The organism is Pseudomonas sp. So3.2b (assembly GCF_019464415.1).
In the GTDB taxonomy this organism is placed as follows: domain Bacteria; phylum Pseudomonadota; class Gammaproteobacteria; order Pseudomonadales; family Pseudomonadaceae; genus Aquipseudomonas; species Aquipseudomonas shahriarae.
Genome location: NZ_CP080494.1, coordinates 216812 through 237269, shown reverse-complemented (window position 1 = coordinate 237269; position 20458 = coordinate 216812). Strand labels below are relative to the sequence as shown.

Sequence of the window (20458 nt, the reverse complement as noted above, 5' to 3'; positions counted from 1 at the left end):
TCGGGTAATCTTTGGGATAGATTCCTTCGAAGAATTGCTTCAAACGAAGGATCTGATCGATCCAGCGTGGGCGGTCCCCGCTCTTCAGCTGTGCTCCAGCGCTGACGGATAAGATTGGAAAAACTTTTCAGACTGAGTCTACGTTAGAGACTATGGTCTGTGACAAGCCTAGATGATGCTGTCCGCGTTTCGACGCTCAGACCCTCGTGCTGATGAATGGCATAGAGTATTATGCTGTATGCATATACAGTTATTGGGTTCGTGCAGCCTTACTGATCACTAGGTGTTGGAGCCCTTAGGTGATATCTGATATCGAGATAAGCCCTGAAGTTTGCTGGGTAAGGTGCTATTTTCAGTGATTCCATATTGATACTATCGGAACGGAATTCGACCTATGATTACGCTGAAAACTGCCATTATTCACAGCTTCAAGAAGCTGGCCAAGACCAGCGTTATCTCCGAGGTGGTCAAGAAGGATGTGGCGCTCGATACTGAAAATCCCGCGTTGCATTTTCTGGTCAATGGTATCCACGGCCTCATCGGCAAAGAAGGCAACAGCGTGGTCTACGGCCAGTTTGCCAATGATGACCGTCAGGGACCGTTTCCAGAGCGCTTCACCGCGTTCGTAGAAGTACAAGATGATGAAGCGCGATTTATCGACTTGACCCACTTGGCAATGGACCAGTTGGTGGAGCAAGCCGGTAATCAAGTCTTATCGACCGGTGGACACATCCTTTGCGCTCAGTACACCGCAGGTGCAACCGACTTTTTCCTGGTCGCCAGCATGAAGGAACGCGGCGGTATACAGCTGGACGAGAACTATGTGCCCAAGGAAATTCAAGAGGTCGATCTCAACAAGGTTCAGCAGGCCGCCAGGATCAATTTAGCGAGTTTCGTGGCCATAAAGGCTATGGCTGCTGCGGCCGCTGCTGCGCCTGAGCAGAATGAAGATGACGCGGAGGATGAAGTGGATTCAACCTACCTGTGCTTCATCAGCCGGGGCCGTGATAGTCAGGCATCCGATTATTTCATCTCTGCACTGGGATGCGCGAAAGGAGTAGCTTCCGGACGCGCTACCAAAAATGCCATTGATAACGTTGCACGGTTTTTTCGCGACAACAAAACGTTAAAAGGCTTTGGTTACAAGGCCAAAGAGGCGGTGATCAAGTATCTGGAGGAGCAGTTGGCCGCAGGCAAATCTGCGCGCTTGGACGCTATCTGCCACGTCGCTGTCGCACACGTACCCGCTGACTTAGTGGATGAAATTGTTGGGCTGAAAGACTATTTGAATAGCGAGAAACATAAGGTGCCAGACGACTTTACGGTCAATGCGAAATCGCTGAAAGAGAAGACCCGTATCAAGGGGGACGCGGCTAACTGGTCGTTGCAATTCGAGCGTGGAGCGTTAGGTAAGGATCCGGCCGCAGACGTTTATTATGATGAGGGACGGAAAAAGTTGACGCTGTCCAATCTGACTGCCGAACTGGTTGGTGTGATCGAGAAAGAACTGCTGGCCAGGGTCGGCTAAGAATGTTTTCTAATGTGGTAGCTCTCTACCGCGCCATTGGAGCGCCCACCATTGAGGACGGAGTCATCCGCTATGAGGGGATGCCAACGCCCGACATTATCGGTGCGTTGCGAATGTGCGATGGCCTGCCCGCAGCCTATGGCAAGTTCGAGCATTGCTCTGAAGAAGCAGACTCTCTCGATATTGAGTTTCGCTTGCCATCGAACGAGTCTGGCCGGTTCTACGCGAACCTAGGCGAGTTTGTCGCTCGCAATGGCTCATTGGGCAAGGGGCAATTCCCGAGCAACGTATACATTGTTGAGCTCTGTTGGGCAGATAGCGATGACATCGAGCCTCCGGCGATTAAGGCGCTCAGGCGCGTCTGCCGGCTCATCGAGCTGCTTGCACTGCTAGCGATCGGTGTCGACAAAGACAGCAGCCAAGATGGTTTTAATCTGTTCTTTGCCTTGCCTCCCGATGGGGCTAAGCCTCCGAGAACTTTTCTGTTACCTACCCAGGTTGACGTCAAGGTCCTTGACTATGAGCTCAATCACCTGAGCTTGTTGGAAGAAATACTTGGACTTGCCCCTACCAGACCGGACACCAACTCCCCGTTAAATTGATGCTGCTGCCAAACGCCTAAACTCTCTCGGCGACCGATATTTCAAGGCGCTGTGCGGATGCTGCTCGTTGTAATGCTCGAAGGCAATCGTCAGATTGCGCAGCGCGGTTTCTCGATTCGGTTTGGGCATGTGCGCCACGTAATCACGCTTGATCGTCTTCACAAAGCTCTCTGCCATGCCGTTACTTTGCGGGCTGCGTACCGGTGTGGTCACCGGCTGCAAGCCGATCTGGCGAGCAAACAGACGCGTCTGCTCGGCGATATAAGCCGAGCCGTTATCGCTCAACCACTGCACCGGCGTGCTCGGTAGTTGATCCCCAAATCGCTTCTCCACGCTTTCCAACATCAAGTCTCGGATGTCGTCACCGCTGTAGCCCGTCGGGCTGGCGACCCAGCCGATGGCTTCGCGGTCACAGCAGTCCAGGGCAAAAGTCACGCTCAACTTCGCACCGTCGTCGCAGCGAAACTCGAAGCCGTCCGAGCACCAGCGCGTATCGCTGGTAGTAACGGCAATTCGGCCTTCATGCCGGCGCTGCACGCCAGGCTGCTTGATGCGGCGTTCTAACAGCAGATTGTGATCGCGCATGACGCGGTAAACCCGCTTCACATTGATCGGAGCCAGTGACTGAACTTCACGCTCGCGGCGCAGCAACCCCCAAACACGGCGGTAGCCATAGCTCGGTAACTCGCTGACCTGCTCCTTAATCTCGGCGACCAACTCCGTATCGTTCACGAGCCGACGTCGCCGTACTTTAGGCGATACCGATTGCTTGATCCGAACCGTTAATTGCGAGCGCGACACACCGAGACATTCGCTGACCAGTTTCACTGGTCGTCCCCCGGCAACAAGGGTGAGTGCGCAATCCATTTTCGCGACCGGGCGATCTCCACGGCCTCTTTTAGGACTTCGGCTTCCATCGTCTTCTTGCCCAGCATCCGCTGCAATTCTCGGATCTGCTTGAGCGCATCGCTCAGTTCCGACGCCGGTACAACGGCCTCGCCCGCACTGACCGCCGATAGACTTCCGTCCTGATACAGCTTGCGCCAAAGAAACAGCTGGTTGGCGTTGATGCCGTTGCGTCGGGCCACCACGGACACACTTTGTCCCGGTTCAAGGCTCTCGCGAACCATGGCCAGCTTCTGGTCGGTGCTCCAGCGGCGTCGGCGCTCCTGGCCGAGCAGCTCGCCACCCTTATCATTGCTGTTAGTCATAAACATACCCGTTTGCCTATCCCTTATCGTAAGGGGGAAACGGTGTCCTGTCTTTCATGGGGCTCGTTCAATACTCAATCGAAAAAACGAAAATAAGGCACACCTCTCCGAACGAAAATTAATGATTCGGATGGCGGTGGCTAGCGTCATCGAGAAGTTTGAGAGCGAGCCCAATCTGTTCTTGGTGATCGTGCGGGAGTGGCGGGAGGTCCTCGCCACATACCGCGCTAATCTGCAAACCTACGTCTATAGCTTCTCGTTTGAGCGGGCCCGGCGGGAGGTGGCCCAAGCTGAAATCGACTATGGCACGAAGCTTAGCGGGGTGCTGGGCGACATCGCCGGCAAGATGCTCGCCCTGCCGATATCGCTAGCGGGTTTGGTCGTGCTGGAGAAAACAACCTCAAGATTCGAAGGTTTTATCCTTGTCCTTGGGTTGGCAGCGGTTTCTGTGGTTCTGCTTGCAATCCTTCACAACCAAATGCTGCAAACGGAGCGCCTCCTACACAGCTTCAATGTCATTTTCGATGATTTCAAGGACAAGATAAAAACATATCCCCCGAAACTTCAGGGGCTGCTCAGGATCACCATCGATCAAGTCGACAAGCAAGGCCTAACCCTCACCAGGACCTTTCGGTTGCTGAAGGGGTTGTCCCTGCTTCCAATCGTCGGTGCTTTGCTGCTAGCCGCGATAAAATACCGGGACGATTTCTTATGGCTGTTAAAGGCTATCCTAGCGATGGTATTTTCGGTACTCAACGTAGCCCCTAATATTCTCAGCCTATAAGGCTTTTGTAACACGTTCCTCGTCTCATCTTACTGCGCTCAAACCACTCATCCATATGGAGCAGTCCAAGCAGCTGTCCATAATATAGATGAGATGTATCTTTAATAAAAAATACTTGGGTATTTCGTGAGAAACTCGAGTTGATCTTTAATGCTTATCTGACATATTCAGCCTACTCCGCCAATAAGTTAAAATTCTAATAGTCGAGCTCACCAGTGCTGAGGGACACCTTACGCATATGTAATATTCGCGGCAGCTTTCTGAAAGGCATCACTGGTTATCCTCTAGTCAGAAGTAAGTGAACACTAGGAGAAAATCATGAAATTCATGAAATCACTAAAAGCTTTTTTTGCCGTTTCCATCTTGACCTTGTCTTCTTTGGCCATGGCTGAAGGCGGTGGTGACCGTGTTTATGGTCGAATGATGCAAGAGAACCAGAAGGCGATGGAACAGTACGCCTTAGAAAATGGAAAGACGACACCTGAAGTTGTTCATTATGAATATGGAATGAACCTCGATGTCCAGAAGGTAATCAGTACCACTCAAGCCAATAAAACCTGTGGCGTAGCTCCTTCGCGCATGACCTATGAAGATTCGGCGGGCAAGCTCAACACCCTGGAATACAAGGTTATGGGTACTAACTGCCCTCACGGAAGCTAGTTAGCGTTGGCCCTAGCTGCGCCAGTTTGTTCGGTATGTTTTGAGCCTGCTTACTGTTCGCTGACATAGAAGTAATTTTCAGGTCACGCTGGAGTTATCTATTGTATGAAATTATGTCTGCCGGCACGTAGGAGAAATCCTCACGTGCTGGTGGCTTTTTATAATTATAAAAAATATTTCATAAAGAAACTCTGCCAAGCTAAAGCCTGGAGTGTTAAATGAACAATAAAAGCATTTATGGTCTTTCTCTAATTGCCCTTGGCATGAGCATGGGGCAAGTTGCAGTAGCTGTGGAGCAAAAGCCTGAAGGGTTCATTGAGGGGAGCACCTTTAGTATTCTCAATCGGAATCTCTATCTCAATCGTGATTATCGAAAGGGCCAGTCAAGCCCCACGGGCAATGGTTACTCAGCCGAATGGGCTCATGGCATCATTGGCCGATTCGAATCAGGCTTTACTCAAGGTACCGTAGGCTTCGGCATTGATGCGTTTGCAATGGAAGGCCTCAAGCTCGATTCAGGTGATGGTCGCTCGGGAGCCCGAAGCTCAGTCGATGTCTTGCCGCACAATAGCAAAGGCCAACCTGAAGACTCCTACTCAAAAGTAGGCGGGGCCGCAAAAGTGCGTTTCCTGGATACAGTCGTCAAGGTAGGCGACGTATTTCCATCGACGCCTGTCGTTGCCTATGGGGATTCCCGACTTCTCCCGGAGAGTTTCCGTGGTGCAACGTTCACTAATACCAGCATCAAAGGCCTGACCCTTCAGGGGGGCCGGCTGCATGCGATGAGCCAACCCAATTCCAGTAGCATGCGTGACGGCTTTTCAACTTTTTACGCCGGTGCAGTAGATGCTCCATGGATCGCTTATCTAGGGGGCGATTACACGGTCAATGAGCACGTAGGTGTGAGTCTTTACACCAGCCAATTCAAGGATGTGTGGAACCAATACTACGCGGGCACCACATTGAGCTATCCACTCTCAGAAAGCGTATCGCTAATCGGCGGCTTTAATTAATACCGAGCGGTTGATGAGGGTAAAAAACTTCTGGGAAGCTTCGATAACAACATCTGGAGCGGCAAGACCGGGGTCAAATTCGGAGCGCACGCCGTGACCGTTGGTTACCAGCGCAATAATGGTAACGACGACTTTGACTACCTTCGCCAGTCCGACTCAATTTTCTTGGATAACTCTATCCAATACAGCGATTTCAACTCACCGAAAGAGCAATCCTTGCAGCTGCGCTACGATCTAGATATGCAGGCTTTCGGCATCCCCGGTCTCAGCTTCATGACCCGCTACGCTAAGGGCTGGGATGCGGACTATTCCAACGCGAACAGCGTGTACATGCGTCGCGGCGCGGATGGTGCCCCATTGCAGGACCAAAAGCGTTGGGAGCGAGACATAGAGGCCAAATACGTCATCCAGTCAGGCTCTCTGAAGGACATGTCTTTGCGTGTTCGCCAAGCAACGACACGAGCTACCGATTTCGAATCTGATTTGGACGAAGTCAGACTGATTGTCGAATACCCATTGCAACTGCTTTAACGGACGCTAGCCATCGGCATCAGGTGTCCAATTGCCAAATACACCCCCGTCTCTTTGTTTCTCCTTTGGTTTAGAGACGGCTTAGGCGCCCTAGTGGCGCCTTTTTTTGTGGATTGACATAAATGTTGGTATGACCCGGCAGTTATTACAATGCTGATACAGCCCCTCATGCGCTCTCGCACAATCTATTGCATAAACAGGTTCTGCACGAGCAGGTGGTGTTGCTAACTGTGGCGTCTGAAGACAGCTGCGCGTACCAGATGATCGGCGGTTTGAGGTCTAGGCTTATGACGAATAATTTTTCCGGGTTAACCCGCACTTTGGTCTTATCGGGGAGCCTGACCTAGCCGTAGCCTTGAGTTTCTTACACTTGAATGAGCTGGATTTCTGCACGAAGCAATCCACCTACTTCCTTAGCCGCGAGACGGATATCCCGATCAAGCGTATCGGAATGGCTCGTCGGCGAGAAAGCTTGTTCACTTTTTTACTGAAGCACGTCAACAGCAACCTCAAATACTTCCATTTGCCGCTGACCGAGTGGTCGAACTGGGTGCGCAGGTTGAGATATAGAAGCAAACAAGGCCGCAAATGCGGCCATGTTTTATTCAGGGTGTTACTCGTGTGAGTGTCCGTGCTCAGCGGTCTTGGATGTTGTTCCTTTCTCACCGCCACCGCATGCGGTCATCAGGCCAATAAAGCAAATCAGGAGCATCGAACGAATCAGCGTTGCTGGGGTTTTCATGGAATGACTCTTCAAAAAATGGATGAGATAAATGGTCTTTATCTAGGTTGATCGCTGCATTTTCGGCAATAGAACAGCCATCGCTGCTTCGGATTACTGTTTGACGCTCAAGTAATCGCCGGCCGTTCTCAGTGAGATGGTCACGTCGCTATTGCTGCGGTTACGCCAAAACCAACCATGGGTGCCGTCAAAAATGGCGGTGAATTCACCTTTGTCACTTTTGACTTGCTTGCCCTTGGTATAGCTGTGGAAGTAACCCTTTTCACCGTTGTAAGGCTCGCCATGGGTGTCGTAATTCACAGGCCCACCAGCCGCTGTCCATTCATAGCTGACCGTCTTGCCCTTCAGCACTTTCAGTTTGATTTCTGTCCCTTCACCTGGCTTGAGCGTGACGCTCATTTGATTTGTCTTCAGAGCTGGGGGAGGTGTCGCCACTGGCGGAGTAACAGGTGTCGCAACAGGTTCAGCCTGTGCAACCTGCGAAGCTGGAGCTGGAGCTAAAGTTGCTGGTTGAGGTGGTGCTGCATCCGCCAAAGCCTCCTGGGCCAGGATGATCTTCAGTTCGCCCATTTGGGTCAGCCCCAGTGCTCGGCCCACACCCGTTGGATCAACGGCATATTCCGAAGGCATGACAACGGTCACCAGCAGGACGACCGCAGTCAACAGTGCAATGACAGTCGAACGCACCAGTTTGCGAGTGCTGGGCAATTCATTAACAGTTGGAAGCGGAGTATTGAACATGGTCAGAATTCCTTACGCAGAGACAAACAGGCCGGTGATCTGGTAACCCATCAGCAGGAAACCGGCACTCATCATGGCGACGTTGGCGGCGTAGGCGTGGCGCCAGAAACCGCCGGTGCGCCGCCAATACCCCATCAAAATGAGAATCGCGCTAAGGGCCAGCAATTGGCCGATCTCAACACCTACGTTGAAGGCGATCAGGTTCGGAATCAGGCCATCAGACGAGATCTCGTACTCCTGAATCTTCGTTGCCAGCCCAAAACCGTGGAGTAGTCCGAAGATCAACGTGGCCACCTTGGTGTTGGGTTGGAAACCGAACCAGCGCTGGAATGCACCCAGGTTATCGAGCGCCTTGTACACCACCGAGAAACCGATGATGGCGTCGATGATGTAGGAGCTGATGCTGATCTCGGTCAGTACGCCAAGCAGCAGCGTGACCGAGTGGCCTACAGCGAACAGCGTGACGTAGAGCCCCACGTCTTTCAGGCGGTAGAGGAAGAAGATCACCCCGAACAGAAACAGCAGGTGGTCGTAGCCTGTCATCATGTGTTTGGCTCCCATGTAGATGAAGGGCAGCAACAAGACGCCGGAACTTTCCTGGATGAAGCCCTTGTCTCCTTCCGCGACGGCGTGAGCCATCGCCTCGGGCATCCCGAGGAAAAGTGCAGTGACAAGTAAAAAAAACAGCAGTAGCGGGCGGTGCGATGGCGCAGTGAATGCGACAACGCCGCTCATCGAGTGCGAATGCATAGATCAATCCTACGTTGCAGGGATCAAAGGCCGCGGTGCGGCCATGGTCAGGATGCGAACGAAGGACGGGGTGGACGCTCGATCAAGAAAATCGGCGGACGAGGAACGGAATATCGGCGTGCATCAACTCGTATGGACAGCTTCGGCTGTGCAGCCAAACTCAACGCGGACGTGAGCTGTGGCGTTTCGTGCTGATGGTCAGGGGTCAACGGCGAGTGGTAGTGATCCGAGTAGCTCGCGCTCGACATCTCTGCCTGCTGCTCATTGGAGTGATGGGCATCTTGCGCAATCTCCCAGGCTGGCTGTTTCGATGTCACCGACAACGTATAGGTATGCCCGGCCCAAGCCACAAACATGGCCAGAGCAAGTGCGATTACCACCGTCATTGTCAGTGTTCTACTGAACATAGTGTTCGGCTTTCAACTCGTTTTGTGGGGCTTTGATGCGTTTGACCGCATCCCCCTAGGGGGGATAGGATGCCAGCCTAATTCATTGAGGCCTGAGGCTCAAGTCATGAGTGAGCAAGAACACGAACACAGCCATGCGCATACCCACCAAAGTCATGAAGCAATCATCAAGCGGCTCAAGCGGGCGGACGGCCATTTACGCGGCATCATCACCATGATCGAAGAGGGTCGTCAGTGCGTGGACATCGCCCAGCAGCTGCATGCTGTTGAAAAAGCGGTGTGCCAAGCGAAGCGCACGCTCATCCAGGATCACATTGATCACTGCCTGGAGGACACCGTCTCGGCGTTGAACAATGGCGAGCGCGCACCACTGGAAGCCTTCAAGCAAATCACCAAGTACCTTTAGGTCTGACATGCCCAACTTCGCTGAACTCTTGCAGCAGGTGGTTCACACGCCTGGCTGTATTTTCCGAGCGCTATTCTGCTCGGTGCCTTACATGGCCTGGAGCCGGGCCATTCAAAAACCATGATGGCGGCCTTCATCGTGGCTATCCGTGGCTCGGTCAAACAGGCCGTTTTGTTGGGCTTGGCCGCGACGCTTTCGCACACCGCAGTGGTGTGGTTGGTTGCAATCGGCGGAATGTACCTGGGCAAAGGTCTGGATGCTCAAACCACAGAACCTTACTTCCAGCTCGCGTCCTCCGCGCTGATCATTGTGATTGCGCTCTGGATGTTGTGGCGTACCTGGCGTGGTGAGCAGATGTTCAAGTTCGAGCAAGGTGATGATCACCACCACGACGAGCATGACCATGGTCATCATGATGAGACCCACCGAATCGATACCAGCCATGGCCGTGTTGAGCTGTCAATCTTCGAAGAAGGCATGCCACCGCACTGGCGCCTGAAGACATTGACCGGACACGCCTGGGCAGCCTCAGATGTTCGCCTGATGACTACCCGTCCGGACGGCAGCACTCAATCGTTCTCTTTCGTCGAGCGCGAAGGCTTCCTGGAGTCGGCAGTCGATATCCCGGAGCCTCATGAGTTCAGTGCCCGCTTGAGTCTGGGCCATGCGGGTCATTCCCATGATTATGACCTAGAATACCAAGAGCATGATCACGGGCACGCGCATTCCGAACTGGAAGGCCTGGAGTTGTCGATTGATGGCTATCAGGATGCGCATGAGCGCGCCCATGCCAACGATATCCGCAAGCGCTTTACCAACCGTGAGGTCACCACGGGACAGATCATTATGTTCGGCTTGACGGGGGGGCTCATTCCTTGCCCTGCGGCCATCACCGTTCTACTGCTCTGCCTTCAGATCAAAGAAGTCGCCTTGGGTGGCGTGCTCGTCCTGTGCTTCAGCATTGGTCTGGCGCTCACACTGGTTACCGTCGGTGCAGCAGCCGCTATTGGCGCCAAGCAGGCCTCGAATCGCTGGCCTTGGATGGGCGCCGTTGCGCGTCGTGCACCTTACCTGTCCAGCGTGTTGATCATCGGTGTTGGTCTGTACGTCGGCTTTCATGGCTGGATCGGCCTGAACGCATGAGGCGACGTCCGAGTGTTTGAACTCACCAGCTACGTTGGTCTGTTCCTGGCGGCATTCGGTGCCGCCACGTTACTGCCAATGCAATCTGAAGCTGTGCTGGTCGGGATGCTGCTTTCCGACCAGTACGTCGTTTCTACGCTTTTGGCGGTCGCCACCTTCGGCAACGTGCTCGGATCGGCGCTGAACTGGATTCTAGGTCGCTCTATTGAGCGATTGCGCCACAAGCGCTGGTTCCCGGTGAGCGAGAGCAAGCTTGAAAAGGCCCGGAACTCCTACCTGCGCTACGGGCGCTGGTCGTTGCTGCTGAGCTGGGTGCCGATCATTGGCGATCCGCTGACAGTCGTCGCCGGAGTCATGCGCGAGCCACTTTGGAGTTTTCTGCTGATTGTCACCCTGGCCAAGGGCGTGCGTTATCTCGTGCTGACCGCCGTCACACTGGGGTGGGTATGACGACTGCTCATACAGCCCAGAATTCCTTACTCAAGAGCCGAAGCAGTAGTCTGGATCTGATCAAGTGGCTGGCGATGCTGACCATGGTTATCGATCACTTACGCTTGGTGTGGCCGGAGATGAGTAATCTGTTCATTCTGGGGCGGCTGTCTTTTCCGCTGTTCTGTCTCGCCATTGCGGCCAACGTGGCGCGCTCCAAACCGGGTGAGTGGCTGACTGCTGCGAACGGACGCTACCTCGCCTTGATGCTGTTGTTCGCCGCCATTTCAGAAGTGCCTTATCGCTACATCAGCACCTCGGGATCATTCAACGTGTTGGTTACCCTGGCGTTAGGGCTGGTGATTGCCTGGGGGTGGCAACATCGCACTTTGTTGAGCGGCGCTATGGCGTTGATGGCCGCTGCAGTTGCCTACGTGCTGGATGATCCTCTGATGTACGGCTTCTACGGTGCACTTGTTCCAGCGGCTGTCTTAGTAGCAATAAAGAACCCAGGTGTTCTTTGGCTGCTGCCAGCGGCTCTATGCCTGTTGAGCAATACCCGCAGTAGCATCGTAACCAGGGCGTTGGACTTGGAAATCTATTCAATGCTGGCTTTGAGCACCGCATTCGCGGCCCCCTTGATCGGACTTTGGCTTCTGCGTCAGACCTTCTCCTTCAAGATCTGGCCGGTCGGGCAATGGGGCTACTGGTTCTATCCGGGGCACCTTGCCGCTCTGCAAGCCCTACGGCTCCTAGTCTGAATGTCCGACAGCTAGCCTTAGCAAATCTTAGGAACTTACAATCATTTGTTGGGCCATCGGCGATGTTGATCATCGATCACGTATGGATGTTCGTGATCCGCACCTTCCTGGCCGTCGACGTGCGTGTGATCGCCCGGCAGATTCTCATGGGTGTGCTTGATAGAGTCTTGGTCATGAGCTGGACGCCAGATCACGATGCTGACCACCAGCGCACTACCTGCCACGACAGCGAGCCCAACAAACGACGCAGTGAGGCTGATGTTCGCACCCAACCATCCCGCCAATGGGTAGGTAATCAACCAGCAAGCATGGGATAGCGCAAATTGGGCGGCAAACAACGCTGGGCGATCTTCGGCATGTGCCGAGCGACGCAACAGTCGACCGCTCGGGGTTTGAGCCAAGGAGTAGCCCACCCCAAGCACCACCCACAGCGGTAGCAGGAAGTTATAGGTGGTTAGGTTGATGCCAACTGCTAAGCCTGCGACCAATACTCCTCCACCAAACAACATGGCCGTTCGGTCTTTGATATTTTTCAACAGTCGAGGCAAGACCAGGGCCGCCACCATGGAACCGCCACCAAACGCGGCCAGCGCCAATGCCGTAGAACTCTGCGGCAGAGCGAAGCGCGACTGCACCAGCACCACCGTATTGACGATGACCATAGCACTGGCGGCCGCAACCGTAAGATTGAGAGCCAACAGCCCTCGCAAGCGAGGTGTGGCCAGAAATATGCGCATGCCACGGGTGGTTCGTTCGTAGATGCTGCGTCGTGGTATCTGCTTCGCCTTAGGCAGCAGCACTGTGGCGACTAGGGCCGCTGAGGCAAGGAACCCAATGACCGTGCCGGCGAACAGGCTATGGAAGCTGATCACCGTCAACAGTGCAGCGGCAAGCATCGGGCTCGCGACACTTTCAAGATCATAGGCCAGACGTGATAGCGACAAGGCACGGGTGTAGTCGTCTTCATCCACCAGTATGTCTGGAATGGTCGCCTGGAACGTCGGAGTGAACGCTGCCGAAGCGGACTGAAGGACGAAAATCAGCACGTAGATTTGCCAGACTTCCGTCACAAACGGAAGAGCCAGTGCGACCAGTGCTCGCACCAGATCCAGAGAGACCAGCATTGCCCGGCGGGGTAAACGCTCTGCAAAAGCGGCTGCGATTGGCGCAACGCCAATGTAGGCCGTCATTTTGATCGCCAACGCCGTACCGAGCACAGCGCCCGCATTGGCACCTGCAAGGTCGAACGCTAATAGGCCTAATGCAACAGTGGCAAGACCCGTCCCAATGAGCGCAATCACTTGAGCCAAGAAGAGGTGGCGGTAGGTACGGTTGGCTAGGATTTTCAGCATGAAATATCTCAAATAGCGAAGTGCGTAACCATGTGGTTACCGAACTTTCCACGAAGAGACGCAATCAGCTGGTTTCGTCTCTGTTGATTGCTGCATCCTCCCAGGGGGGATGTGGTTCGATCCTAAACCATAGACCTAGGCAGCTCAAGAGATAGGCGCTACGCCATCTATCGAATTATTGAAGTGCCGGGCCGCCCATACGGCTTGTATTGGTACTGCGCGGCGAGGCGACGTGCTGAATGTTTCGAATGCAGCATTCAGATGCTGCAACGCTGCTGGTCGGATGGATTCCCTCCCTGGGTTGTATGGCCAATTGGAACGTGTGATTATATTGTTCTAATAGGTAGGGGGGGTATGGTATGAGTCACATGAGATCAAGCAAAGACAATCTTCTTAAGCGCGTAAAGCGAATCGCTGGGCAAGTCCAGGCGATTGAGCGAGCACTCGACTCTGATGATGACTGCTCGAAAACCCTGCTTTTGGTCGCTTCTGCCCGTGGCGCTATCAATGGGCTGATGGATGAAATTATCGAAGACCACGCTCGTGAACACGTCGCGAATCCGACACTCAGCAATGACGAAAGAGCGAAAGGTGTCGACGAGCTGCTCGAAGCCATTCGCCGCTATTCCAAATAGGATTTGCCCAGATGAGTAATTCGTACGCCGAGTATTCCCACGACCATATGTTCCTTGGGAAATCACATGAAGAAAACGCCAAGCGAACCTTGTGGGTGGTGGCCCTGACCGTCGTAATGATGGTTGCTGAAATCACCGCAGGTTATCTCACTGGCTCAATGGCGTTGCTTGCCGATGGTTTTCACATGGCAACGCATGCAGGAGCACTCGGCATAGCCGCAGCTGCTTACGCTTACGCTAAAAGACATGCCTCAAGTGCTCGCTACAGTTTTGGAACTGGCAAGGTGGGAGACTTGGGTGGCTTCGCTTCTGCTCTGATTTTGGGACTGGTTTCCTTGGGAATTGCTGGAGAGTCGCTGTTTCGTCTCTTTCAACCGACTCAAGTGCAATTCGGGACAGCGACTCTAATCGCGATTGTCGGACTAGCAGTGAATGTGGTGAGCGCGCTTTTGCTGTCTGGCGGTCATGATCATCACCATGGGCATGACCACGATCACGATGAATCTCACCATGCGCATGGCCACGACAATAATTTGCGCTCTGCTTACGTTCACGTCATTGCAGATGCACTGACATCAGTTCTGGCCATCGCAGCCCTTCTTGCTGGTCGATACCTTGGTTGGGTATGGCTCGACCCTGCAATGGGGATTGTGGGTGCCGTTGTGATTGCACGCTGGGCTTGGTCGTTGATGCGGGTGACTTCGGGTGTATTGCTCGACCAGACAGATGATCATGTCGCTGAAGAGATTCGTGAACTGGTTGAGCGACCGGGAGATGCTTCGATCATTGATCTTCATGTCTGGCAGGTTGGGCCGCAAGCCCGCGCCGCGATTGTGAGTGTTCTGGGCAGCCCAGCAGTCAATGCAGAAAACATACGAGAACGGCTTGCGACGGTTCATGAGATCACTCATCTGACAGTTGAGTACCGCACGAAGTTGGGCGCTGACGCACCCGATCAGATCGCCGTTCTGGCTTAGCAATGAAACCGCAGCACGCATAAGTTCGACGAGGAATTGAACAATGGCAAAGGACATCGAAAATCCCTGTATTTCTGTTTGCCAGCTGAACAGCGAACTGTGCGTTAGCTGCGGTCGCACCAAGGAAGACATCAGAAAATGGAAACGAATGAAGCGTCCAGAAAAAATGGCCGCTGTACAACGCGCGACCCTGCGTCTGAAGAGCCTTCAAAAAAAGAACTCTTAAGCCACCGTCATTTACGTTTTCTACTGTTTCAGCCGAGACAGATGTCCTGATTCGGGAAGGTACGCTGAGGGTGCAACGCCATCTCCGAACTTAACACTATCGCGATCAACTGCGCAGTGCTTGTCAGCATGCGGAGGATGGGGTCATCTCAAATTCTTATTGAGGACTGCGGTTCGGGGTTATCTGATTAGGCACAAGCATGCCTTTACGACGGCTGTTGATCGTCTTTAGCCATGGCTTGAGAATGAAATCGAAGGAGCATGTCCCGCTGCATGGTCATGAACGCTGACCATGCTGTGACGGGAGGGATGGGGTGGGATTAGTTTTGAGGGTACTCAGCAATGACCTGATCTGTGCCAGCTTTGGTCAGGCCGATTATCTGGTAGGCCTCATGCACTCCGTCGACTTCCATTCCTGGAGAACCAGGTGGCATGCCAGGAGCAGCGATCCCGAGAAGGTCGTCGCGTTTACTCATCGCAATTATTTGCTCAGCTGGCACGTGGCCTTCAACAAACTTCCCGTTGATCATCGCGGTGTGACAAGACGAGAGTCGTGGAGCGACACCCAGATCTAGTTTGAGAGCACTCATGTTGGTTTCTTCATGATCGATGACGGTGAAGCCATTGGCCTCAAGATGCTGAATCCATTTTTTGCAACATCCGCAGTTTGCATCACGATGCACATCGATGGTGAGGGCCTGCGCCGCTTGAGCCGTTGAGCCAATGAACAGCGCGGCGAATGTTGCGATACGCAGAAATCGACTTGAAAGTCGGAAGCTACCTGTCATGAATATTTCCTTTTCCCTCGGAGACGGCGAGATGTTCCATGAAGCAATAGAACCCCACTCAAGCGTTTATGCCGCTGCAAAGGTTACATTGAAGGATCTACTTTAGAGTCGGGGAGCCAACTCCCCGATCATTTGAATCCGTAGGGCTAGTGCTCAAATCGCTCAGAACCACATCCGAATACCAGCTACAAATCGGGCCTCGTTTGTTTTTTCCCCTTCATCGCTGGCCAGGTCAGCCGTTTTACCGTATGAGCGATTCCAGCTAACACCAATGTAGGGTGCGAATTGACGAGTAATTTCGTAGCGCAACCGCAGGCCTAGTTCGGTGTTGGCCAATCCAGATCCTATGCCGCGCTGAGGATCATTTTTCCCGTACAAGTTTACTTCGGCGGTCGGCTGCAAGATCAGGCGATTGGTCAACAGGATGTCGTAATCGCCTTCAAATCGAGCAGCGGTTTGACCGTTCTCACCAATATAAGCAGTCGCTTCAGCTTCAAAGTTATAGAGGGCCATGCCCTGAATACCGAGCGCTCCCCAGGTTTGAGGTGACCCGGGTTTGAAATCTTGTCGAATACCGGTGACGACATCCCACCATGGACCGATGGCGTGTCCCCACAGAGCCTGAAGTTCAGCGTTTTCGGTTACGCCATTTGTACGTTCACCTTCCGAACGCAACCAGAGGCGGTCGACGTCACCGCCGATCCACCCTTTTGCATCCCAAGCCAGCGCACTGCCGTTGTCAGCGTCTTGGTACTCAAATTTATCCAGGAGGATGAACGAGTTAATTTTTTTATCGTGCACACCATGGCCTGGTACGTCTGGAAAAGCGGCGGCCCGGTCAGCGTCGGTAAGTACGGGGATCGGGGTTCGGCTTGTGGTAGTCGCCCCTCCATCCATGCTTTGCATACCGTCCATTTGCCCGTTATCCATGCTCATCTTGCTGTGATCCATCGCGGCATCTTTCGCTTTGGCTGGTTTGGATTTTTGTGCAGTTGAAGGCTTTGCGTCCGCACTTGATGGCATCGCCATCGACGGATCCATCTCTTCAGCGGCTTGAGCCATAAAAAAGAATGCTGGACCGGTGGAGACTGCAAGTGCCATCAGCGTTGGGCGTAAAAACTTACTGGTCATGATCTCAATCTGCCTTTTTGGTTTTTTGGTCATGATCCATCGACTCATGGCTCATCTTGCTATGGTCCATTGACCCGTGATCTAGCTTCGAATCGTTTGCCGCTGCTGGCTTGTCCGTTGCTGTAGCAGGAACAGTGGTTGAATGATCGCTGCCATTTTCCTCTGCCAGCACCGTGGACGAGAGTCCACTCAGCAGGACAGCGGCAAAGAGGCAACCCACGAGGGAATTACGATTTAGGTATGTGCTCACAGATCGTCTCCTTTACTCATCAACCCGTACTTCACGGAACATGCCCATTTCCATATGGAAAAGCAGATGGCAGTGATATGCCCAGCGGCCTAAGGCATCAGCGGTGACTCGATAGCTGCGTTTGGTACCTGGTGGCATATCAATCGTGTGCTTGCGCACCATGAACTTGCCGTTCTCATCCTCGAGGTCACTCCACATGCCGTGAAGGTGGATGGGGTGGGTCATCATGGTGTCGTTCACCAAGGTGATGCGCAGACGCTCGCCATACTTCAGGCGCAGCGGTTCGGCGTCAGAGAATTTGATGCCGTTGAACGACCACGAAAACTTCTCCATGTGACCGGTCAGGTGAAGCTCGATGGTACGATTTGGCTCGCGGCCGTCAGGATCTTGGAAAGTGCTTTTCAAGTCGGAGTAAGTGAGCACTCGACGACCATTGTTCCGCAAGCCTATGCCAGGATCGTTCAGCTTTGGCGTTGGACTCATGGCTTGCATGTCAACCAAGGGATTGTTGGTTTCAGAGGCTGGGTGAGTCTGCATTTCTCCACCCATACCGCCCATGCCAGCCATCCCTGACATATCGCCACTGCCCATTCCTGCCATCTTGCTGTGGTCCATGCCAGCCATGTTGGACATGTCGCCTTTGTCCATGCCAGCCATCTTGCTGTGGTCCATGCCAGCCATGTTAGTCATGTCACCGCTGTCCATGCCGGTCATCCCGGTCATGTCACCTTGGTTCATCCCTGCCATCTTGCTGTGATCCATGCCGGCCATGTCGCCGCCGCCCATTCCACCCGAGCTGCCATGGTCCATACCAGCCATACCGCCCATCCCCATGTCATCCATAGTTACTATAGGACGTGGGTCAATCGCAGGTATCGGTGCCTTTAGGCCGTCACGCACTGCAAGTGTTCCGCTGGCGTAACCTGTGCGATCCATAGACTGAGCGAAGATGGTGTAAGCCTCATCAGTAGCAGTCTCCACAATAACGTCATATGTTTCAGCTACCGCAATACGAAACTCGTCGACGCTCACCGGCTTGACATGTTGACCGTCTGCGGCAACCACGGTCATCTTCAACCCAGGAATGCGGACGTCGAAATAGCTCATGGCGGAGCCGTTGATAAAGCGCAGACGGAGTTTCTCACCCGGTTTGAAAATACCAGTCCAGTTACCGTTGGGTGCCTGGCCATTCATGAGATAGGTATAGGTATCCGCGCTGACATCGCCGAGGTCAGTAGGACTCATGTTCATCTCAGCCCACATCTTTCGATCTGCTACCGTCGAAGACCAACCTTTGCTGCTGACATCGTCTATGAAGTCTCCGACGGTGCGCTTGTGATGGTTGTAATAGCCCGATTGTTTCTTGAGCTTCGCCATAACGCGACTGGGATCTTCGTCGGTCCAGTCAGTCAACATCACCACGTAGTCGCGATCGTATTGAAACGGTTCAGGTTCTTTCGAATCGATGACGATTGGACCGTAAACGCCTGCCTGCTCCTGCAAACCCGAGTGGCTGTGATACCAGTAGGTTCCGTTCTGATGAAGCTTGAATTTGTATTCGTACATGCCATCGGGTGCGATGCCATGGAAGCTCAAGCCAGGCACACCGTCCATGTTGGCGGGTAGGATGATCCCGTGCCAATGGATTGATGTGTCTTGGTCTAGACGGTTTTTTACACGCAGAGTGACGGTCTCCCCCTCACGCCAACGCAGCAAAGGTCCGGGCAATGATCCGTTGATGGTCATAGCTGTGCGAGGCGAGCCTGTGATGTTTACAGGGCTTTCACCAATAAACAGATCAAATTCGTTACCGGAGAGTACGCTCGGCATACCAGGACTTGTCACCGCCCATACAGGAGTGCGCCAAAGGCCAAGGCCGCCGAGAATGCCACCAGCGGCCAAGCCTTTCACGAATGTCCGCCTAGAGGTTTTGGAGTGCATGCCGTTATGTCCAATCAGTCAAAAGGGAAGCCGCGCGAAACAACAAATGAATTGTCTGGATGAGACTCACTCACCGTTACAAAAGACGAACTCAAACGGTAAGCGAGCTCAGAAGTTGCCACATTTAAACCACCACAGTGATTACATTTCTGTCAGCTTGTGAGCGTAGCTCAAATATTTAGCAATTTTTGTGGTCCATCGCCCTGGCTTTGCTTTCCGCGACAGGAGGCTGGGCATTTTTCGTTTGGGCTACTTGGTACGATTCCATCGAGTTACTCCTGGCCGCTTCCATACGTTCGAAAGTGCGGTCACCTCCGCCTTCAGCCATAGCAAAAGAAGATACGGTCAGAGCAGCGATGACGAACAAGGTTTTGATAGGGTTCAATAGGGTTCATTTGGGTTTCCTCTGATAGATGGTAGCCCCTGAATCCACAACAAAGTTGATGCTCAGGGAAGAGCTTAAGGCTCAATAAGACTATAAGACTGATTCCCTGTCAGGCAGCTTAGGCCAATATTACAGTTGTGTCAGGTTCCGATATTTCTCTTGAGGTGCGATGTACTTAATCCGTATGGTCTATCCACTGTCGGAGTTCGCTGAAACCAATCTCCTAAAATTTAGCCGTTCGGTGTTCTGTGCTTTCGGTCACTTTCACAGGGCTTGACGTTTTTTGAATTTGCACCGGAGTTATAAGTCGACTTAGACGCACCACATTCAACACATAAGTGTTTGATATAGGTGAAAATTGGAAATAGTAGCGTAACGGAAGGTGGCCGCTTGTGAGCATTAATTTTGAAAAAGCGCTTGGCTCCGCCGAAAGAGCGTTAGTTTATCGCAGCCAAAGAGCCGAGGTACTTAGCAATAATATCGCTAACGCCGATACTCCTAACTTTAAGGCTAGAGATTTGGAGTTTTCTGCTGTGCTCGCCAGCCAGACAACACGAGGCTTGAATTCTCCATTCTCTTTGAAAACAACAAACATAAAACATATTGCCATTAACGAATCAGCAAGTGATGGTCAACGTGATGCTTTGTTTTACAGCACGCCTTACCAACCTTCAATTGATCAAAATACTGTGGATGCACAGCTTGAAGTTGCAAAGTTTACTGAGAACGAAATTCATTTTGAAAGCGCTTTTAATAGATTGAACGGAGCATTTAAGGGGCTGCTTAAAGCTCTGCGAGGTGATTAGTAAAATTTACCCAACAATGAAATCAGCGCCTTAAGCGCTGATTTGCGATGGGAAACCGAGTGATTCGACAGCTTTACGAACTTGCTCTGGGTTTTCGCTACTTTCAACGCTTACCTTACCTGCCGCGCGATCCACGGAAACTTTAGCCTCGCTGTCCAACGATTGAATCGCTTTAGTGATTTTGCTGACGCAGCTACCGCAACCAATGCCTGATACGTTTAAGACGAACATGGTTATTCCTCTTGTGCTGAGCGGTCTCT

The 20458-nt window shown here is 52.9% G+C and carries 22 protein-coding genes and 3 pseudogenes; 14 read left to right on the top strand and 11 right to left on the bottom strand.

Annotation, left to right across the window (positions count from 1 at the left end):
* The first annotated feature begins 394 nt into the window (after positions 1-394).
* Complete coding sequence (locus tag K1X80_RS01085; RefSeq protein WP_034152178.1) at positions 395-1528, top strand: nucleoid-associated protein; 1134 nt, start codon at positions 395-397, stop codon at positions 1526-1528.
* A 2-nt stretch (positions 1529-1530) separates the two neighbouring features.
* Entirely contained in the window at positions 1531-2130 is a 600-nt protein-coding gene (locus K1X80_RS01080; protein WP_220172616.1) for a hypothetical protein, read from the top strand.
* Here K1X80_RS01080 and K1X80_RS01075 read toward each other — a convergent pair.
* Positions 2122-3341, bottom strand: a protein-coding gene (locus K1X80_RS01075; protein ID WP_197884037.1) for an IS3 family transposase whose coding sequence is annotated in 2 segments (ribosomal slippage) — positions 2122-2996 and positions 2996-3341 — 1221 coding nt in all. Because the reading frame shifts where the segments join, the coding sequence is not laid out codon by codon here. The genes K1X80_RS01080 and K1X80_RS01075 overlap by 9 nt on opposite strands.
* 121 nt (positions 3342-3462) lie before the next feature.
* On the opposite strand from K1X80_RS01075, the gene K1X80_RS01070 reads away from it, so the two are divergent.
* From K1X80_RS01070 to K1X80_RS28025, 4 genes and pseudogenes are all read left to right on the top strand, one after another.
* Complete coding sequence (locus K1X80_RS01070; protein WP_258571538.1) at positions 3463-4125, top strand: hypothetical protein; 663 nt, start codon at positions 3463-3465, stop codon at positions 4123-4125.
* 327 nt (positions 4126-4452) lie between these two features.
* The gene (locus tag K1X80_RS01065) at positions 4453-4785 is read left to right on the top strand and encodes a DUF2790 domain-containing protein (RefSeq protein ID WP_019334883.1); all 333 of its coding nucleotides are present in this window, start codon (positions 4453-4455) and stop codon (positions 4783-4785) included.
* Positions 4786-5003: 218 nt separating this feature from the next.
* Positions 5004-6329: pseudogene (locus tag K1X80_RS01060) on the top strand (OprD family porin).
* Positions 6330-6481: 152 nt separating this feature from the next.
* Positions 6482-6899, top strand: a pseudogene (locus tag K1X80_RS28025) (KUP/HAK/KT family potassium transporter); the annotation flags it as partial.
* Between the two features lie 265 nt (positions 6900-7164).
* Here K1X80_RS28025 and K1X80_RS01055 read toward each other — a convergent pair.
* From K1X80_RS01055 to K1X80_RS01045, 3 genes are read right to left on the bottom strand one after another with little or no spacing between them, the layout of a single operon-like run.
* On the bottom strand, positions 7165-7812 hold the full coding sequence (locus K1X80_RS01055; protein ID WP_032856627.1) for a hypothetical protein: 648 nt from the start codon (positions 7810-7812) through the stop codon (positions 7165-7167).
* A gap of 12 nt (positions 7813-7824) precedes the next feature.
* Positions 7825-8562, bottom strand: a complete 738-nt coding sequence (locus K1X80_RS01050) for a HupE/UreJ family protein (RefSeq protein ID WP_032856628.1) — start codon at positions 8560-8562, stop codon at positions 7825-7827.
* A 47-nt stretch (positions 8563-8609) separates the two neighbouring features.
* Positions 8610-8948, bottom strand: a complete 339-nt coding sequence (locus K1X80_RS01045) for a hypothetical protein (RefSeq protein ID WP_229752137.1) — start codon at positions 8946-8948, stop codon at positions 8610-8612.
* Positions 8949-9075: 127 nt separating this feature from the next.
* Between K1X80_RS01045 and K1X80_RS01040 the strand changes: the two genes are divergently transcribed.
* The 4 genes and pseudogenes from K1X80_RS01040 to K1X80_RS01025 all read left to right on the top strand — a co-directional run bounded on the left by K1X80_RS01040 (position 9076) and on the right by K1X80_RS01025 (position 11708).
* Positions 9076-9375 (top strand): metal-sensing transcriptional repressor, encoded by a 300-nt coding sequence (locus K1X80_RS01040; RefSeq protein ID WP_032856629.1) that lies wholly within the window; start codon positions 9076-9078, stop codon positions 9373-9375.
* 7 nt (positions 9376-9382) lie between these two features.
* A pseudogene (locus tag K1X80_RS01035) lies at positions 9383-10518 on the top strand (nickel/cobalt efflux protein RcnA).
* Positions 10519-10530: 12 nt separating this feature from the next.
* Complete coding sequence (locus K1X80_RS01030) at positions 10531-10968, top strand: YqaA family protein (protein WP_032856630.1); 438 nt, start codon at positions 10531-10533, stop codon at positions 10966-10968.
* Positions 10965-11708 carry a TraX family protein gene (locus K1X80_RS01025; protein ID WP_050593284.1) on the top strand — a complete coding sequence of 248 codons (744 nt, stop codon included), beginning with the start codon at positions 10965-10967 and terminating at the stop codon, positions 11706-11708. The genes K1X80_RS01030 and K1X80_RS01025 overlap by 4 nt, the downstream gene beginning before the upstream one ends.
* A gap of 41 nt (positions 11709-11749) precedes the next feature.
* On the opposite strand, the gene K1X80_RS01020 is transcribed toward K1X80_RS01025, so the two are convergent.
* A complete protein-coding gene (locus K1X80_RS01020) occupies positions 11750-13060 on the bottom strand; it encodes an MFS transporter (protein ID WP_032856631.1) in 1311 nt (436 codons plus the stop codon).
* 359 nt (positions 13061-13419) lie between these two features.
* Here K1X80_RS01020 and K1X80_RS01015 point away from each other — a divergent pair, with 359 nt between their 5' ends.
* From K1X80_RS01015 to K1X80_RS01005, 3 genes are read left to right on the top strand one after another with little or no spacing between them, the layout of a single operon-like run.
* Positions 13420-13695, top strand: a complete 276-nt coding sequence (locus K1X80_RS01015) for a metal/formaldehyde-sensitive transcriptional repressor (RefSeq protein ID WP_025992775.1) — start codon at positions 13420-13422, stop codon at positions 13693-13695.
* Between the two features lie 11 nt (positions 13696-13706).
* A complete protein-coding gene (dmeF, locus tag K1X80_RS01010) occupies positions 13707-14672 on the top strand; it encodes a CDF family Co(II)/Ni(II) efflux transporter DmeF (RefSeq protein WP_032856632.1) in 966 nt (321 codons plus the stop codon).
* Positions 14673-14715: 43 nt separating this feature from the next.
* Positions 14716-14898: a DUF1289 domain-containing protein gene (locus K1X80_RS01005; RefSeq protein ID WP_017341650.1), complete on the top strand. Its 183-nt coding sequence runs from the start codon at positions 14716-14718 to the stop codon at positions 14896-14898.
* Between the two features lie 319 nt (positions 14899-15217).
* Here the strand turns inward: K1X80_RS01005 and K1X80_RS01000 are convergent, their stop codons facing one another.
* The 5 genes from K1X80_RS01000 to K1X80_RS28020 form a co-directional block, all read right to left on the bottom strand.
* The gene (locus K1X80_RS01000; RefSeq protein ID WP_032856633.1) at positions 15218-15685 is read right to left on the bottom strand and encodes a DUF411 domain-containing protein; all 468 of its coding nucleotides are present in this window, start codon (positions 15683-15685) and stop codon (positions 15218-15220) included.
* A gap of 162 nt (positions 15686-15847) precedes the next feature.
* A complete protein-coding gene (locus tag K1X80_RS00995; protein ID WP_032856634.1) occupies positions 15848-16849 on the bottom strand; it encodes a copper resistance protein B in 1002 nt (333 codons plus the stop codon).
* Entirely contained in the window at positions 16821-17066 is a 246-nt protein-coding gene (locus tag K1X80_RS00990) for a hypothetical protein (RefSeq protein WP_099170805.1), read from the bottom strand. Before K1X80_RS00990 ends, K1X80_RS00995 begins: the two co-directional genes overlap by 29 nt.
* 12 nt (positions 17067-17078) lie before the next feature.
* Positions 17079-19007: a copper resistance system multicopper oxidase gene (locus K1X80_RS00985; RefSeq protein ID WP_032856635.1), complete on the bottom strand. Its 1929-nt coding sequence runs from the start codon at positions 19005-19007 to the stop codon at positions 17079-17081.
* Between the two features lie 178 nt (positions 19008-19185).
* A complete protein-coding gene (locus K1X80_RS28020) occupies positions 19186-19392 on the bottom strand; it encodes a co-regulatory protein PtrA N-terminal domain-containing protein (protein WP_032856636.1) in 207 nt (68 codons plus the stop codon).
* 392 nt (positions 19393-19784) lie between these two features.
* Here K1X80_RS28020 and flgB point away from each other — a divergent pair, with 392 nt between their 5' ends.
* Positions 19785-20198 (top strand): flagellar basal body rod protein FlgB, encoded by a 414-nt coding sequence (flgB, locus tag K1X80_RS00980; protein WP_080761982.1) that lies wholly within the window; start codon positions 19785-19787, stop codon positions 20196-20198.
* Positions 20199-20228: 30 nt separating this feature from the next.
* On the opposite strand, the gene K1X80_RS00975 is transcribed toward flgB, so the two are convergent.
* Positions 20229-20429 (bottom strand): heavy-metal-associated domain-containing protein, encoded by a 201-nt coding sequence (locus K1X80_RS00975; RefSeq protein ID WP_074321237.1) that lies wholly within the window; start codon positions 20427-20429, stop codon positions 20229-20231.
* Positions 20430-20458 lie beyond the last annotated feature (29 nt).